The following is a 16,284-nucleotide window of genomic DNA, read 5'->3' as shown; positions in this document are numbered from 1 at the left end:
GACGCTCCGGCGTGCCGCGACATGCATTCGGGAGGATTATATGTCCGAGACCATCTATCCGGTTCCGGCGTCGGTTGCCGCCAACGCGCTCGTCGACAAGGACAAGTACCGGGAAATGTATGAGGCGTCGGTGTCCGATCCCTCGGCGTTCTGGGGAGAGCACGGCAAGCGCATCGACTGGATCAAGCCCTACACCAAGGTCAAGAACACCAGCTACGATCCGCATGACGTGTCGATCAAGTGGTTCGAGGACGGCACGCTCAACGTTTCGGCCAATTGCGTCGACCGGCATCTGGCGACGCGCGGCGACAAGCCGGCGATCATCTGGGAGGGCGACGATCCGTCCGAGCACAAGGTGATCACCTACAAGGAGCTTGCCCACGAGGTGAACCGCTTCGCCAACGTGCTCCACGCGATGGGGGTGAAGAAGGGCGACCGGGTCACGATCTACCTGCCGATGATCCCCGAGGCGGCCTATGCCATGCTCGCCTGCGCGCGCGTCGGCGCGGTGCATTCCGTGGTTTTCGGCGGCTTTTCCCCGGACAGCCTGGCGCAGCGCATTTCCGGCTGCGAAAGCAGGGTGGTGATCACCGCCGACGAAGGTCTGCGCGGCGGCCGCAAGGTGCCGCTGAAGGCCAATGTCGACAAGGCGGTCGAGAAGCTTTCCGTCGACAAGGTGGTGGTGGTGCGCCGCACCGGCAGCGACATCGCGATGCAGGCCGGGCGCGATGTCTGGTATCACGAGGAGGTCGAGCGGGTCTCCGACCATTGCGAGCCGGTCGAGGTGAACGCCGAGGATCCGCTGTTCATCCTCTACACCTCCGGCTCGACGGGCCAGCCCAAGGGCGTGCTGCACACCTCGGGCGGATATCTCGTCTATGCCTCGATGACGCATGAATATGTCTTCGACTGCAAGGACGAGGATATCTACTGGTGCACCGCGGACGTGGGCTGGGTCACCGGCCACTCCTACATCCTCTACGGTCCGCTCGCGAATGGCGCGACAACGCTGATGTTCGAGGGCATTCCGACCTATCCCTCGCCCGCCCGCTTCTGGGAGGTGGTCGACAAGCACAAGGTCTCGATCTTCTACACCGCGCCGACGGCGATCCGCTCGCTGATGGGCGCCGGTGTCGAGCATGTCGCCAAGACCGATCGCTCGTCGCTCAGGATCCTGGGCTCGGTTGGCGAGCCGATCAACCCGGAAGCCTGGCAGTGGTATTACGACCACGTCGGCGACGGACGCTGTCCCATTGTCGACACCTGGTGGCAGACGGAAACGGGCGGCATCCTGATCACGCCGCTTCCCGGGGCGACGGACCTGAAGCCGGGGTCGGCGACGCTGCCGTTCTTCGGCGTGCAACCGGCGCTGGTCGACGCGGAAGGCTCTATTCTTGAAGGGGCTACGGAAGGTAACCTGGTGCTGCTGGACAGCTGGCCGGGGCAGATGCGGACGGTCTACGGCGACCACGAGCGCTTCGTGCAGACCTACTTCTCGACCTACAAGGGCATGTATTTCACCGGCGACGGCTGCCGGCGCGACGCGGACGGGTATTACTGGATCACCGGCCGCGTCGACGACGTGATCAATGTCTCCGGCCACCGCATGGGCACGGCCGAGGTGGAGTCGGCGCTGGTCGCCCATCCGAAGGTGTCGGAAGCGGCGGTCGTCGGCTATCCGCACAACCTCAAGGGCCAGGGCATCTACGTCTATGTGACGCTGATGGAGGGCGAGGAGCCGAGCGACGCGCTCGCCAAGGAGCTGCGCGACTGGGTGCGCAAGGAGATCGGACCGATCGCCTCGCCGGATCTGATCCAGTTCGCGCCGGGCCTGCCGAAGACCCGTTCAGGCAAGATCATGCGCCGCATCCTGCGCAAGATCGCCGAGGACAGCTTCGACAACCTTGGCGACACCTCGACGCTGGCGGATCCGGCCGTGGTCGAGGATTTGATCGAGAACCGGCAGAACCGGCCGGCCTGATCGGCCTGCTGGGTCGCAAGGCCACGCGTCGAGACGCATGTGAAAAAGGGGCGGGCCGGGAAACCGGGCCGCCCTTTTTGCAGGGTGCCCTCAACCACGCCAAAGCGCGGCGTTTCCTGCAAGTTTGCAATGAAAACAACGCAAACTTGTCGCTTTCGAAGACGAGATTGTCACGCGGCTACGGGCGTCCTGGCGCGGAGGCGCCTGCAATGCGCACCCGGCCCTGGACGGGGATAGGGGCACGTCCCGCGGGTCGGCGCGAAGGCGGATCCGTCCCTCAGTTCGAACAGATCGCCTCGACGGCGGCGACGGCGCGCGGATCATCGGTCACAGGTGCCCAGGCCGCGTCTGCGACGGCGGCGGGGTCGGCGGTCTCGCCGGGCAGCAGGTCGATGCGGCGGCGGCTCTCGCAGTCGTAGATCTGGACGATGTGGCGCACCGGCTCGTAGCGGGTGAAGAGGCTGAGGCGGATCCGGCGGAAGCGCGGGTCCTTCGCATTGGGCTCGATCGTGTCGAGATCGACGGCGGCGAAACGGTTGATCTTCGGCCGCACCAGCGTCCAGGGCTGGAGCGGGTTGCTGGTCTCGTAGCTGCCGACGACCATCATCGACGGCGGCAGGCCGCCGGAGGTCATGTCGAACCAGCCGTAGTCCATCCAGACGGTGAAGCCGAACATGCCGATGCCGGCGACCGCCGGGGCGAGCCAGCGCGGCAGGCGGCCGCCGAGAAGGCGATTGGCGATCATGACGAGGCCGGCGAGGGCCGCGCCAAGGGCGACGGTGCTCATGAGCAGAAGAAACATCGTCGGTCTGGACTTTCCTGACTGGCGGGCCGGGCCGCGAGAGGCCGGCGCGTGAACGAAAGGGCGTAAAAGGGCCGTCGGCGCGACCGGCTGTTGCGGGCCGGCCCGCCGCGAGCCTAGACCATCTGGTTGCCGTGACCGATGGCCGATTGCAAGGTCTTGATGACGCCGAAGGCGTCCTTGAGGTGGTTGCGCTCGAGCGCCGAAAGGGTGCTCGGGGCCATGAAGTTGTCGGGCTTCCCGCCCTCGCGTACCTGGCGCGCCTGATGGGCGAGACGGATGTTGCAGATCAGGTCGTAGGCGTCGATCAGGTCGCTGCCGCCGGACTGGCTGAGCACGCCGGCGTCGCGGGCGGCGAACAGGCGCTCGCGGGTGTTGACCGGGCTGAGCGCGCCGGTGAGCGCGTAAAGGCGGGCCAGATCGACGACCGGCACGACGCCGGAATGCTTCAGGTCGAGCGTGTCCTTGTGCTCGCCGCCACGGATCAGGGCGAAGCCGCGAAACAGGCCGAGCGGCGGCGTGTGCTTGAGCGAATTGGCAGCCATATGGGCGCGGAAGATCGAGTTCCTGCGCGCCGCCTCCAGTGTCGTTGCCTGCATGCCGGCGAAAAGCGCCGTATCGCCGTGGATCGGACGCAGGTCGAACATGACGCTGGCCAGCATCTGCGCCATCGGATCGGGCCGGGCGATCCAGCCGGCGAAATAGTCGCGCCACACGGAAGCCGGCTGCCGCCAGCGCGGGTTGGTCGCCATCATGTCGCCGGGACAGAAGAAATAGCCGCAGGCGTCGAGCCCTTCGGAAACGAGGCGGGCGAACTCGGCGAACCAGCCGTCATGTCGCGCCGGATCGAAGGCGTCGTCGAGGATCAGGCAATTGTCCTGGTCGGAAACACCGGTCTGCTCGCGCCGCCCCTGCGAGCCGCAGGCAAGCCAGAGATAGGGAACCGGCGCCGCACCGAGGCGGGCCTCGGCGAGCGCGATCAGCCGCCGGGTCAGCGCGTCGGTGACGGAGGTGACGAGATGGCCGATGCGGTAGGCCTCGACGCCGAGGCCGACGAGCTGGGCGAGAAGCTGCGGCACGCGGCCGACGACGGCGGCGAGCGCGTCGATGTCGGTCAGCCGGGCAATGTCGGCAACCAGCGCGGCGGCGGAAAGCGACTGGCGGCTGACCAGATTGGTGCGCGTGACGATGCCGACGGGGCGGCCATCCTCGACGACGGGCAGATGGCCGATGCCGCGTCCGCTCATGACAAGCAGCGCGTCGAACATGGTCGCGCTCGGCGGCAGGGCGGCGGGATCCGGCGTCATCACGGCAGAGACGGGCACGAGCGGATCGCGGCCGGCGGCGAGGACGCGGGCGGTGAGGTCACCGGAGGTGAGAATTCCGGCAAGCCGCTCGGCGGTGCCGACCAGAACGCAGGAAATCGACTTCTCCGCCATGATGCCGGCGGCGGCGCGGGCGCTCATGTCGGTGGGGACGATCACCGGTGTCGTGGTCATCAGTTCCCGGAGGTCGACGGAGATCTCGGCCGCCGCCCCTTCCGCCTGGGCGGCGATGCGGCGATGACCGACGTCGCGCATCCGGTCGAAATAGGCCGCGAAGGCCGGGTAGCGGGCGGCAAGATCGTGAAAGCAGGCGGCCGGGATGACGAGGACGCGGGTCGGGGTCGTCGCCGTGGCGGTGAGCTGGGCGATGCCGTTGCGCATCAGGCTGCGGGCGCCGAAGCCCTCGCCCGACAGGCAGCGCGAGATCAGTGCGCCTTCCGCCGAGGTCAGGTCGACCTCGCCGGTTTCCACGGCATAGAGCGCCGTTACCGTCTCGCCGGCGGCGAAGAGCTGCGTGCCGGGGGGGATGTCGCGCGGTGTGGCGGCGGCGGCCAGCGCTTCCAGCTCGCGCATGGGCAGGAGGTCGAACGGATGGTGGCGCTCGAAAAAGCGGCACTTGTCGGGACTGCTGAACGTGGCTGTGTCGGACGTCATGACCCGCATCTCCTCCCGGGAACGGCGGCGGTGTTCCGATGCTACGGCAGGAAAGGCCGTCTGTCCCGGGCGAAGCGGGCAAAGACGAACCCCGCCCGGTGAGGGGCGGGGTTCGGGTTCGAGCGGCCCGGATCGCGGGATCCGGGCCGGGACATCAGTGGTCGGTGGCCGCGCCGGCGCCGCGCGGAACGCGCACGGACTCGACAAGCTCCTGGATCTCCAGCGGAGGCTCCGCCGTCTGCATCGAGACGATGTAGGCCGCCGCGAAGTTGAAGATCGCGCCGATCGTGCCGAAGGAGGCCGGCGAAATGCCGAAGAGCCAGTTTGCCGGCGTGTTCGGCAGCAGGTTCGTGCCCGGAATGAAGAACATGCCGAGGTAGGTGAACACATAGCCGACGGTCACGACCAGTCCGACGAGCATGCCGGTGATCGCGCCGGCCGAGTTGATGCGCTTCGAGAAGATGCCCATCATCAGGACTGGGAAGATCGAGGCGGCGGCGAGGCCGAAGGCGAGCGCCACGGTCTGGGCCGCGAAACCGGGGGGGTTGAGACCCAGGTAGGTGGCCAGAATGATCGCGCCGGTCATCGCGATACGGGCGGCGTTGAGCTCGCCCTTCTCGGAAATGCCCGGGTTGAACACCGACTTGATCAGATCATGCGAGATCGCCGATGAAATGGCGAGCAGCAGACCGGCTGCCGTCGACAGGGCGGCGGCGAGGCCACCGGCGGCGACGAGTGCGATCACCCAGCCGGGAAGCCGTGCGATCTCCGGGTTGGCCAGCACCAGGATGTCCTGGTTCACGGACAGCTCGTTGCCCTTCCAGCCGAAGCCTTCCGCCTTCGTGGCATAGGCCGCGTTCTTGTCGTTGTAGAACTGGATGCGGCCGTCACCATTCTTGTCGTCAAACTTCAGAAGTCCGGTCTGCTCCCAGTTCTTGATCCACTGCGGACGCTCCGTATAGAGCAGGTTGCCGTCCTCCGCGCCGACAGGGCCGGTCTGGATCGTGTCCATGATGTTGAGACGCGCCATCGCACCGACCGCCGGGGCGGTGAGGTAGAGAAGGGCGATGAAGACCAGCGCCCAGCCGGCCGACCAGCGCGCATCCGCCACCTTGGGCACCGTGAAGAAGCGGATGATGACATGCGGAAGGCCCGCGGTGCCGATCATCAGCGACATGGTGAACAGGAACATGTTCAAGGTGTTGGAGTGGTGCCCGGTGTAGCTGGCGAAGCCGAGGTCGGTCACCACCTGGTCGAGCTTGGTCAGCAGCGGCACACCGCTCGCGGTGTGGTCGGAGAACAGGCCGAACGCCGGGATGGCGTTGCCGGTCAGCGCGATGGAGATGAAGATCGCCGGGATCGTGTAGGCGGTGATCAGAACCACATACTGGGCGACCTGGGTGTAGGTGATGCCCTTCATGCCGCCGAGCACCGCGTAGACGAACACCACCGCCGAGCCGATCAGAAGGCCCGTGGTCACATCCACCTCGAGGAAGCGGGCGAAGGTCACGCCGACGCCCGTCATCTGGCCGATGACGTAGGTCACGGAGATGACGATCAGGCAGATCACGGCCACGACGCGGGCCGTGGTCGAGTAGAAGCGGTCGCCGATGAACTCGGGAACCGTGTACTTGCCGAACTTGCGCAGATACGGGGCGAGCAGCATGGCGAGCAGCACGTAGCCGCCGGTCCAGCCCATCAGGAAGGTCGAGTTGTCATAGCCGGTGAAGGCGATCAGGCCGGCCATGGAGATGAAGGAGGCGGCCGACATCCAGTCGGCAGCGGTGGCCATGCCGTTCATGACCGGGTGAACGCCGCGGCCGGCGGCATAGAACTCGCCGGTCGTGCCCGCGCGGGCCCAGATGGCGATGCCGAAGTAGAGCGCGAAAGACAGCCCCACGACGATGTAGTTGAGGGTTGTTTGATCCATCACTGATGTCTCCCGCTTATTCTTCTTCGACGCCGAACTGGCGATCGATGGCGTTCATGCGCCAGGCGTAGAAGAAGATCAGAACCAGGAATACGAGGATCGATCCCTGCTGGGCGAACCAGAAACCAAGGTCGGTGCCGCCGACCTTGATGCCTGAAAGGACGGGACGAAGCAGGATGCCCATCCCGAAGGAGACGACAAACCAGACGATCAGAGAATTCCGGATCAGGGCCAGATTGGCTTTCCAATAGGCCCGGCCGGACTCATTGCCAGTGCTCATAGAAGTTCCTCCACTCACGACTTCTTGCTCGCACGGGACAAGGGTCTTTCGGATTGCCGCGCCGATCGGCCCCATGGGGCCATGCCGCTGCGTCTTTCCGTATCGTGGCTTCGCGGGTGCTCCTCCAGCACCGCGGGCCGCCCCCGTCCCGGCTGCCGGAGCACCGCCTGAAGGCGGTCAGCCGGCCAACGAAGCACGCCGCAAGGTTGCGCGCGCACCGTCTCGATCCCGACCTTAACCGCAAGCGGAAAGCGGGCGAACCGCGACATTGGGATAATACGGGCCACCGCCGCGCGGGTGACGGTGGTCGCGCCGAGAGGGGGAGAGCTTCAGGAAAAAGTGTTTCTCAGCAGTCGCTTGCCGGTTTCGCAGAGGCCTTTTCGACGACGCGGGCGAGGGCGATGCGAAGCGCCTCCGCCTCGTCCTCGCCGATGGTCTCGACAAGACGCGCCTGATGCACCTCGGCCCTGGCAATGAGCGTGTCGACGCGGCTTTCGCCCTCGTCGCTCAGCCGCACCCAGACCCGGCGGCGGTCGTTCTCGTCGGCGATCCGGGTGACGAGCCCGCCGGCGACGAGCTTCTCGACGGTCTTCGACATGGCCGGCTGGTTGGCCAGGCAGCGGCGGGCGAGCTCGCCGATGGTGAGCCCGGGCGTGCCCTTGAGCGAGGCGAGCACCCGCCACACGGGCACCGGCACGCCGAGGCCGCGCAGCTCCTCGTGAAACTCGGCGCTGGCGATGCTGGAGGCGCGCGCCAGAAGGTAGAGCAGGTAGCCGTCGACGAAGCGGCCCGGTGCCGGACTTGCGGGGTCCCCCACCTCAGCGGCCCCGTGCGGAGGCAAGGCCGGGCACGGCGTAGTGCGGCCGGGCGTAGCGGCCGGAATGGAAGATCAGCGGCACGCGATCGGCCTCCTCGAAGGCCTCGACGCGGCCGAGGAAGACGATGTGGTCGCCACCCTCGACGCGGGTTTCGTTGCGGCACTCGAAGACGGCGGTGACACCGGCGATTACCGGCATGCCGCAGACGCCCGGGGTCCAGTCGACATCTGCGAAACGGTCCTCTGCCGGGCGCGCGAAGCGGTCGGACAGGCCGTGCTGGTCGGCGGCGAGAATGTTGATGGCGTAGTGGCGCGCCTCCTCGAACAGGGCGAGGTTGCGCGAGCGTCGCGCCAGGCTCCACAGCACCATCGGCGGATCGAGGGAGACCGAATTGAAGGAATTGGCGGTGAGGCCGATCGGCTGGCCGGCGTCGTCCAGCGTGGTGACGATGGTCACCCCGGTGACGAAGCGCCCGAGCGCGGCGCGAAACCGGCGGGCATCCTCCGGCGCCAGCCCCGGCCCCGGTTCGGCGTCCTTCCCGGTGTCGGCGCGCGCGTCGTCGGTCATGGCGTTTCCTCCCCGCGTGCCCGCCGGATGGGCGGGTTACAAAGTTCATGCCTAAAAATATTCCTTTTCATATAATAACTCTGTTGCTACGATCCTCCAAGTTCTTTTCGCTTGCTGCGTGAAACGGGAGGTTCGCGCAAGATCAGACCGGGTCCATCCGGCGCGGGCGAGGGGGACGCGAAGCGGGGGCCGGGCGGGATGCGCCCCGGCGTCGTCCGCGTGGCGCGAAAAGGGGGAGGTCGCTGATGCTGGCCGACAGGATCGAGGGCAAATGGATCGACGCCTTCGAGCGGGTGTTCGCCTTGTGCAAGGTCACCCGTGGCGAACAGGTCGCGATCCTCTCGGAAACCCAGTCGCGGACGCTCAACGTCCATATCGCGGAACTTGCCCTGCAGCGCCTCGGCGCGAAGGTGTTCCACGTGGTGGTGCCGACGCCGCGCCAGGACGCGCCGGTGCCGGTGCGCTCGACTGGTGCCTCGACGGCGCTGGCCGGTCACGACGCGGCGCTCGCGGCGCTCGCCGCCAGCGGCCTTGTCGTCGACCTCACCGTGGAAGGGCTGCTGCATGCGCCCGAACTGCCCCGGGTGATCGCCAACGGCGCGCGCGTGTTGATGATTTCCAACGAACACCCCGAGGCGCTGGAGCGGCTGGTGCCGGCCGAGCGCGACAAGGACCGGGTGCGCCAGGCGGTGAAGCTGATCCGCGAGGCCCGGGAGATGCGCGTCACCTCGGCGGCGGGCACCGATCTCACGGTGGCGATGACCGGGGCCTCGACCGTCGGCGTATGGGGCTGGTGCGACCGGCCGGGTTCGGTTGCCCACTGGCCGGCCGGGCTGGTCGTTTCGTTCCCCGCGGCGCACAGCGTCAACGGCACGCTGGTGCTGGACGCCGGCGACATCAACCTCACCTTCAAGCGCTACCTGGAACGCCCGGTACGCCTGACCATCGTCGATGACTACGTGACGCGGATCGAGGGCGAGGGGACGGATGCGGAGCTGACGCGGCGCTATCTGGCCGCCTGGGGTGAGCGCGAGGCCTATGCGGTGGCCCATGTCGGCTTCGGCATGAGCGAGGCGGCGCGCTACGAGGCGCTGACCATGTACGACCAGCGCGAGACCAATGGCACGGAAGTGCGCGCCTATGCCGGCAACTTCCTGTTCTCCACCGGCGCCAACGAGTTCGCCGGCCGCTACACCAAGGGCCATTTCGACATCCCCGTGCGCGGTTGCACGATCTCGCTGGACGGGGTGCCGGCGGTTGTCGACGGCGAGCTGATCGAGGCGCTGCGATGAGCGGGGTGGGCGATCACATCCGCGCGGCGCGCGGAGACCGGGCCGTCGTCTTCCTGCACGGAATCGGCGCGGGTGCGGAAATGTTCCAGCCGCAGATCGAGGGGCTGGGCGCGGGCTTCGACGCCATCGGCTGGAACCTGCCGGGATACGGCGGCACGCCGCTGGTCGACCCGATGACCTTCGAGGCGCTTTCGGCGGCGCTGCTGGGGTTTCTCGACCGGCTGGACCTGCGGCGCGTGACGCTGCTCGGCCATTCCATCGGCGGCATGGTGGCGCAGGATTTCATCGCCCGGCACCCGGAGCGGGTCGAGGCGCTGGTGCTGTCGGCGACCGTGCCCGCGTTCGGCAGCCGCGACGGCTCGTTCCAGACCCGTTTCGTCGCCGAACGACTTGCCCCCCTCGACGAGGGGCGCACGATCCCCGAGCTTGCGCGGGCCTTTGTGCCTGATCTCGTCGGCTCGGCCAGCGATCCGGCCGCGGTGCCGCTTGCAACGCAGGCGATGGCCCGCGTGCCGGAGGCGACCTATCGGGCCGCGATCCGCTGTCTCGCCACCTTCGACGGGCGCGAGACGCTTGCCCGCATTGCGGTGCCGACGCTGGTCGTCGCCGGGTCTCAGGACCGCAACGGGCCGGCGCCGACCATGCGCAAGATGGCGGAAAAGATCGCCGGCGCCCGCTATGCGGAACTCGAGGGCATCGGCCACCTGGCGCCGCTGGAGTGCCCGCAAGCCTATACGGCGCTGCTGCGCGACTTTCTTTCCGGCACCGCCCATTCCGCCCCCGCCCATCCCGCCAACGACAGGCAAGGAGCCTCTTCATGACGCTGCACGAGACAAAGCTCGGCGATGCCGCCGTCGAGGACCAGGACAAGCCGATCTTCGATCCCGACGCCTTTCGCCTGACCGGGCAGGAGGCCGAACTCACGGCTCTGGCGCGCAAGGTGGCGAAGGCGAAATTCGCGCCGCGGGCGGAGACATACGACCGCGAGGCGACCTTTCCGGTCGAGAACTACCGCGACATGCACGAGGCCGGGCTTCTCGGCATCTGCGTGCCGAAGGAAGACGGCGGCCACGGCGCGCCGTTCCGCGCCTACATGATGACGGCGGCCGAGATCGGCCGCTACTGCGGCGCGACGGCGCTGACCTGGAACATGCACGTCTGCTCCTGCCTGTGGACCGGCGCGCTCACCGACGACCTGGAGATGAGCGCGCAGGATCGCGAGCTGCACCGCCGGCGGCGCGCCGTGCACTACGAACGCATCCTCAAGGATGGCGCGATCTACTCGCAGCCGTTCTCGGAAGGCGGCGCGGCGGCGGCGGGCGCGGCCCCGTTCTCGACCTCGGCGAAGCGCGTCGACGGCGGCTGGATCATCAACGGCAAGAAGATCTTCGCCTCGCTCTCGGGCCATGCCGACTATTACGGCGTGCTGTGCGGCGAGATGAAGGAGGGCGAGAAACCCTCGCGCCGGGACACGATGTATATCGCCGTGCCGGCCAGCGCCGAGGGCGTCTCCGTCGTCGGCGACTGGGATCCGCTCGGCATGCGCGGCACGGTCTCGCGCACGCTTCTGTTCAAGGACGTCTTCGTCTCCGACGAAGAGCAGCTGATGCCGCGCGGCGTCTACTATCAGGCCGCCAACCGCTGGCCGCATATGTTCATGACGCTGTCGCCGACCTACATGGGCATCGCCCAGGCCGCATACGACTTCACGGTGAAATACCTGCGCGGCGAATGGCCGGGCCTGCCGCCGGTGAAGCGGCGGATGTTCCCGACCAAGCAGATCGGCGTCGCCCAGATGCAGATCATGCTGGAACAGACCAAGGCGCTGTGGTTCCAGGCGATCTCCGACGCACGCCCCGACCCCTCCCGCGAGCAGATGCTCAGGGCCTGGGCGGCGCACTACACGGTGATGGAGAACGCCAACGAGATCTGCCAGCTCGCGGTCAGGACCTGCGGCGGCCAGTCAATGCTGAAGTCGCTGCCGCTGGAGCGGCTCTATCGCGACAGCCGCTGCGGATCGCTGATGCTGCCGTGGACGGCGGAGATCTGCCTCGACCGGATCGGCCGCGAGAGCCTCTATCTGCCGGGGGAGAGCGACGCGTGACGACCCTCGACCGCTGGATCGAGGCGCATGCGGCGGAACGGCCCGACAAATGCGCCATCCTCTTCGCCGGCGAGCGTCTCGGTTACGGGGATCTCGGTCGGGCGGTCGGTCGCATCGCCCGCCATCTGCGCGATGCGGAAGGCATCGCCCACGGTGAGCGGGTCGCCTATCTGGGCACCAACGCGCCGGACATGCTGGCGCTGCTCTTCGCCTGCGCCAGGATCGGCGCCATCCTGGTGCCGCTCAACTGGCGGCTGGCGCCGCCGGAGCTTGCTCATGCGCTCGCCGACAGCGGCGCGCGGCTTCTCTATCACCATCCGGATTTCGCGGCGACTGTCGCCGAGATTGCCGGCGGCATCGCCACGCGCCTGGTCGATCCGGCGCGCGGCGGGCTGATCGCGCAAACCGCTGGCGGCGCGTCGCTGGCGGCGGGCGCGGGCCGCGCCGAGGATCCGCTCCTCATCGTCTACACGTCCGGCACCACCGGGCGGCCGAAGGGCGCGGTACTGACCCAGGCGGCGCTCGAGGCCAACGCCGACAACGCCTGCCACATGCAGGAGATCACCAGCGAGGATACGATCCTGACGGTGCTGCCGATGTTCCACGTCGGCGGGCTCAACATCCAGACGACCCCGGCGCTGCGCCAGGGGGCGACGGTGATCCTGCACGACCGGTTCCATCCGGCGGCGACGTTGCAGGCCTTCGCCGACCACCGGCCGACAATGACGGTGCTGGTTCCGGCGACGCTGGTCGCCACCCTGTCGCATCCCGACTGGCCTGAGGCCGATCTTTCGTCGCTGCGGCTCGTCGCCACCGGCTCCTCCGACGTGCCGCTGGTGCTGATGCGCGCCGTCATGGAGCGCGGCGTGCCGGTGCTGCAGGTCTATGGCGCGACGGAGACGGGGCCGGTCGCGATCTACCAGCGCCGCGCCGACCCGCGCACCGAATTCGGCGCCATTGGCCGCGCCGGGCCAATGACCGAGGCGCGGGTGGTGGTCGACGGCCGTCTGGCCGCACCTGGCGAGATCGGCGAGATCCAGCTGCGCGGCGGCAACATCACCACGGGCTACTGGGGGCGCGAGGACGCGACGCGCGAGAGTTTCGACGACGGCTGGTTCCGCACCGGCGATCTGGCGTTGCAGGACGAGAATGGTGTCTTCTGGTTCAAGGACCGGATCAAGAACGTGATCATCTCGGGTGGCGAGAACATCTATCCAGCGGAGCTGGAGCGGGTTCTTGGCGAGATCGCCGGGTTGAGCGAGGCGGCGGTGGTCGGGGTCGCCGACGCACGCTGGGGCGAAAGTCCTGTCGCCGTGGTGGTGCCGCGCTCCGGCACGGCCGTGACGCCCGAGGCGGTGCTTGCCGGCTTCGATGGTCGGCTGGCCCGCTACAAACACCCGAAATCCGTCGTTCTGGTGGAGGAGTTGCCGCGCAACGCGCTCGGCAAGATCAAACTGGATATGCTCCGTAAAATCGCCGAGGATGCACTCGGTGGGCGGAGCGGCAGTGTTCGCGACACGGTCAAGGACCCAAAGAAGGCCTGACCCGCACCGCGTTCTTTTGTCAATGAGGGGAACAACATGCGGAAATTTCTTGCGATGCTGGCCGGCGTTGCCGCGCTCGGCCTTGCCACCTCCGCCTCGGCGGAAACCACCCTGCGCGTCTCCAACTGGCTGCCGCCGTCGCACCCGATCGTGAAGGACATTCTCGCGCCCTGGGGCGAGCAGGTGGCGGAGGCGACCAACGGCCGGGTCAAGGTGGAGATCATGGCCTCGCCGATCGGCAAGCCGCCGGCGCAGTTCGACCTGATCCGCTCCGGCGTCGCCGACGTCGGCTACAGCGTGCACGGCTATACGCCCGGCCGCTTCAAGCTGACGCCGCTGGTCGAGGGGCCGTTCCTCTCCGACAGCGCCGAGGCGCTGTCCGTTGCCTACTGGCGCGTGCAGGAGGCGATGCTGTCCAAGGCCAACGAGCATGACGGCGTCAAGCTGCTGACCGTCTTCACCCATGGCCCGGGCATGATCTACACGACCAAGAAGGAAGTCGCCTCGCTCGACGACCTTTCGGGGCTGAAGATGCGCATCGGCGGCGGCATCGTCTCCGAGGTCGCCTCGCGGCTCGGCATGATCGGCGTGCAGGCGCCGTCGCCGCAGGTCTACGAGATCCTGTCGAACGGCGTGGCCGACGGCATTCTCTTCCCGGCTGAATCCGTGCCCTTCTTCCGCATCGACGAGGTTATCCGTCATGGCATTTCGGTGCCCGGGGGCCTCTACAACACGTCCTTCTTCGTCATCATGAACCGGGATAGCTGGAACCGGCTGTCGGACGAGGACAAGGCGGCGATCGACAAGGTGTCGGGCGAGGCGATGGCCCGGCTCGCGGGCAAGGCCTGGGACGCGGCCGACGCGGCCGGAACCAAGACCATGCTCGACAAGGGCGTGACGCTGGCCGCCGCCGACGACGCCATGACGGCGGCGATCGTCGAAAAGCTGGAAGGCATCAACGACGGCTTTCTCGCGGCGGCGAAGGCCGCCGGCATCGACGGCAAGGCCGCCCTCGACATGCTGAGGGCCGAGGTCGCCGCGGCGAAATGACCGATGCGACCTCCGGTCCGGCGAAGCGTCCGGAGCCTGACGGCTCCGGACGCGCCGTCGCCATCGCCGGGCGCGTGCTGCATGTGCTCGCGGCGCTGATCCTGCTGGCAATGATGCTCGTCACCTTCGTCGACGTCATCGGCCGCTATCTCTTCAACGCCCCGCTGCCCGGCGCCTTCGAGCTGACGGAAGTGCTGCTGGCGCTCGTCATCTTCGTCGGCCTGCCGATCGTCACCGCGCGCCGCGATCATGTCACCGTCGATCTCGTCACGGCACGGCTGCCGCGGCTGCCGCGCGCCGTGCTCGCACGGCTCGCGCTGGCGGCGACGGCGGTCATACTGGCGATCCTCGCCTGGCGGCTTGGCATCAGCGCCCGCGACTTCTCGGCCTATGGCGACGCCACGGTCTACCTGGGCATCCCGCTCGGACCCGTCGCCGGGGTGATGGCCGGTTTCACCGGTATCTCCGCGCTGGTGGCGTTCGTCCTCGTCTTCCGGCGCGACTGACGCCGCGCCGGCCGTCCCGATCCCGGCGCGGGACCCTGGGGCCCCGCGCCCTGGACCCACCAAAGCGTTGCCGCGCCTGACGGGGCATTCCCAAGGATTTCAGCATGGAAACCTGGCTTCCCGGCCTTCTTCTCCTTCTCGTCGTGATGTTCGCCGGCGTTCCCATCGCTTTTGCCATGGCGGCGGTGGGCGGCGTCGGCCTGACCATGATCCTCGGCTTTACCCCGGCCATGGCGATCATCGGGCAGACGACCTTCGACACGGGCCTTTCCTACTCGCTCTCGGTGGTGCCGCTCTTCGTTCTGATGGGCAACCTGGTGACGCGGGCGGGGCTTTCCGATGAACTCTATGCCGCCTGCCACGCCTGGCTCGGGCACCGGCGCGGCGGCCTCGCGATGGCGACCGCCGTCGCCTGCGGCGGCTTTTCCGCCGTCTGCGGCTCGTCGCTGGCGACGGCTGCCACGATGGGCAAGGTGGCGCTGCCGCAGATGCGGCGCTACCGCTACGACGACGGACTGGCGAGCGGGGTCATCGCCGCCGGCGGCACGCTCGGCATCCTCATCCCGCCGAGCGTGATCCTGGTGATCTACGGCGTCACCGCCCAGCAGGACATCGCCCGGCTGTTCATCGCCGGCATCGTGCCGGGGGTGCTCGGCATGCTCGGCTACATGGCTGCGGTTCGCGTCGTGTGCTGGGTGAACCCGCTGGCCGGGCCGCCGGCGGAGCGCATGGGCTACGCCGAGCGCTTCGCCGCCCTGCGCGGCGTGACCGGCATCCTGGCGCTTTTCGCGCTCGTCATCGGCGGCATTTACGCCGGCGCCTTCACCGCGACGGAGGCCGCCGGCATCGGTGCCAGCGGCGCCTTCCTCATTGCCCTTTTCCGGGGACGGCTGACCTGGTCGAACCTGCTGGAAACGCTCGCCGACACGGCGGCGACCACGACCATGATGTTCATGGTGCTGATCGGGGCGCTGGTGTTCTCCAACTTCGTCAACATCGCCGGTCTGCCGACGGCGCTGGCCGACATGGCGCGGGCCTCCGACCTGCCGGCGCCGGCGATCCTGGCGCTGGTGCTGCTGGTCTATCTCTGCCTCGGCATGGTGCTCGAAAGCCTGTCCATGGTTCTGCTGACGGTGCCGATCTTCGCGCCGCTGATGGGCGGCCTGGGCTACGACCTCGTGTGGTTCGGCATCGTCGTCGTGGTGGTGACCGAGATCAGCCTGATCACGCCGCCCGTCGGGCTCAACGTCTTCGTCCTGAAGACGGTCATGCCCGATGTGCCGATGGGCAAGATCTTTCGCGGCATCGTTCCCTTCGTCATCGCCGACGTGGTGCGGCTGGCGCTGATCGCGAGCGTTCCCGCGCTGGTGTTGTTCCTGCCGAACATGATGCGCTGAGGCGGCGGCGCGGCGCGGGCGCGCAATCGCGCCT

The 16,284-nt window shown here is 67.9% G+C and carries 14 protein-coding genes; 8 read left to right on the top strand and 6 right to left on the bottom strand.

Annotated features, from left to right (window positions below):
- The first annotated feature begins 40 nt into the window (after window positions 1–40).
- Window positions 41–1,981 carry an acetate--CoA ligase gene (acs, locus tag ACSLUQ_RS16440; RefSeq protein WP_461809138.1) on the top strand — a complete coding sequence of 647 codons (1,941 nt, stop codon included), beginning with the start codon at window positions 41–43 and terminating at the stop codon, window positions 1,979–1,981.
- Window positions 1,982–2,258: 277 nt separating this feature from the next.
- On the opposite strand, the gene ACSLUQ_RS16435 is transcribed toward acs, so the two are convergent.
- The 6 genes from ACSLUQ_RS16435 to ACSLUQ_RS16410 all read right to left on the bottom strand — a co-directional run bounded on the left by ACSLUQ_RS16435 (window position 2,259) and on the right by ACSLUQ_RS16410 (window position 8,357).
- On the bottom strand, window positions 2,259–2,783 hold the full coding sequence (locus tag ACSLUQ_RS16435) for a hypothetical protein (protein ID WP_461809137.1): 525 nt from the start codon (window positions 2,781–2,783) through the stop codon (window positions 2,259–2,261).
- Between the two features lie 116 nt (window positions 2,784–2,899).
- Window positions 2,900–4,762 (bottom strand): DUF294 nucleotidyltransferase-like domain-containing protein, encoded by a 1,863-nt coding sequence (locus ACSLUQ_RS16430; RefSeq protein WP_417771432.1) that lies wholly within the window; start codon window positions 4,760–4,762, stop codon window positions 2,900–2,902.
- Window positions 4,763–4,916: 154 nt separating this feature from the next.
- Window positions 4,917–6,692: a sodium:solute symporter family protein gene (locus tag ACSLUQ_RS16425; protein WP_417771433.1), complete on the bottom strand. Its 1,776-nt coding sequence runs from the start codon at window positions 6,690–6,692 to the stop codon at window positions 4,917–4,919.
- Between the two features lie 16 nt (window positions 6,693–6,708).
- Window positions 6,709–6,972: a DUF4212 domain-containing protein gene (locus tag ACSLUQ_RS16420; RefSeq protein WP_417771434.1), complete on the bottom strand. Its 264-nt coding sequence runs from the start codon at window positions 6,970–6,972 to the stop codon at window positions 6,709–6,711.
- A gap of 346 nt (window positions 6,973–7,318) precedes the next feature.
- Window positions 7,319–7,789, bottom strand: a complete 471-nt coding sequence (locus tag ACSLUQ_RS16415) for a MarR family winged helix-turn-helix transcriptional regulator (RefSeq protein WP_461809136.1) — start codon at window positions 7,787–7,789, stop codon at window positions 7,319–7,321.
- Window position 7,790: 1 nt separating this feature from the next.
- Window positions 7,791–8,357, bottom strand: a complete 567-nt coding sequence (locus ACSLUQ_RS16410; protein ID WP_461809135.1) for a flavin reductase family protein — start codon at window positions 8,355–8,357, stop codon at window positions 7,791–7,793.
- Window positions 8,358–8,602: 245 nt separating this feature from the next.
- Between ACSLUQ_RS16410 and ACSLUQ_RS16405 the strand changes: the two genes are divergently transcribed.
- The 7 genes from ACSLUQ_RS16405 to ACSLUQ_RS16375 all read left to right on the top strand — a co-directional run bounded on the left by ACSLUQ_RS16405 (window position 8,603) and on the right by ACSLUQ_RS16375 (window position 16,250).
- Window positions 8,603–9,649 (top strand): M29 family metallopeptidase, encoded by a 1,047-nt coding sequence (locus ACSLUQ_RS16405; protein WP_417771437.1) that lies wholly within the window; start codon window positions 8,603–8,605, stop codon window positions 9,647–9,649.
- Window positions 9,646–10,470, top strand: a complete 825-nt coding sequence (locus ACSLUQ_RS16400; protein WP_461809134.1) for an alpha/beta fold hydrolase — start codon at window positions 9,646–9,648, stop codon at window positions 10,468–10,470. The genes ACSLUQ_RS16405 and ACSLUQ_RS16400 overlap by 4 nt, the downstream gene beginning before the upstream one ends.
- Window positions 10,467–11,753 carry an acyl-CoA dehydrogenase family protein gene (locus ACSLUQ_RS16395; RefSeq protein WP_461809133.1) on the top strand — a complete coding sequence of 429 codons (1,287 nt, stop codon included), beginning with the start codon at window positions 10,467–10,469 and terminating at the stop codon, window positions 11,751–11,753. Before ACSLUQ_RS16400 ends, ACSLUQ_RS16395 begins: the two co-directional genes overlap by 4 nt.
- Window positions 11,750–13,297, top strand: a complete 1,548-nt coding sequence (locus ACSLUQ_RS16390; protein WP_461809132.1) for a class I adenylate-forming enzyme family protein — start codon at window positions 11,750–11,752, stop codon at window positions 13,295–13,297. Before ACSLUQ_RS16395 ends, ACSLUQ_RS16390 begins: the two co-directional genes overlap by 4 nt.
- Window positions 13,298–13,333: 36 nt before the next feature.
- On the top strand, window positions 13,334–14,347 hold the full coding sequence (locus tag ACSLUQ_RS16385) for a TRAP transporter substrate-binding protein (RefSeq protein ID WP_461809131.1): 1,014 nt from the start codon (window positions 13,334–13,336) through the stop codon (window positions 14,345–14,347).
- Window positions 14,344–14,853: a TRAP transporter small permease gene (locus tag ACSLUQ_RS16380; RefSeq protein WP_461809130.1), complete on the top strand. Its 510-nt coding sequence runs from the start codon at window positions 14,344–14,346 to the stop codon at window positions 14,851–14,853. The genes ACSLUQ_RS16385 and ACSLUQ_RS16380 overlap by 4 nt, the downstream gene beginning before the upstream one ends.
- A gap of 104 nt (window positions 14,854–14,957) precedes the next feature.
- Window positions 14,958–16,250 (top strand): TRAP transporter large permease, encoded by a 1,293-nt coding sequence (locus ACSLUQ_RS16375; RefSeq protein ID WP_461809129.1) that lies wholly within the window; start codon window positions 14,958–14,960, stop codon window positions 16,248–16,250.
- Window positions 16,251–16,284 lie beyond the last annotated feature (34 nt).

Source organism: Stappia sp. ICDLI1TA098 (genome assembly GCF_054880955.1).
The sequence above is the reverse complement of the archived record's forward strand: the minus strand, read 5'-3'. Positions and strand labels throughout refer to the sequence as shown.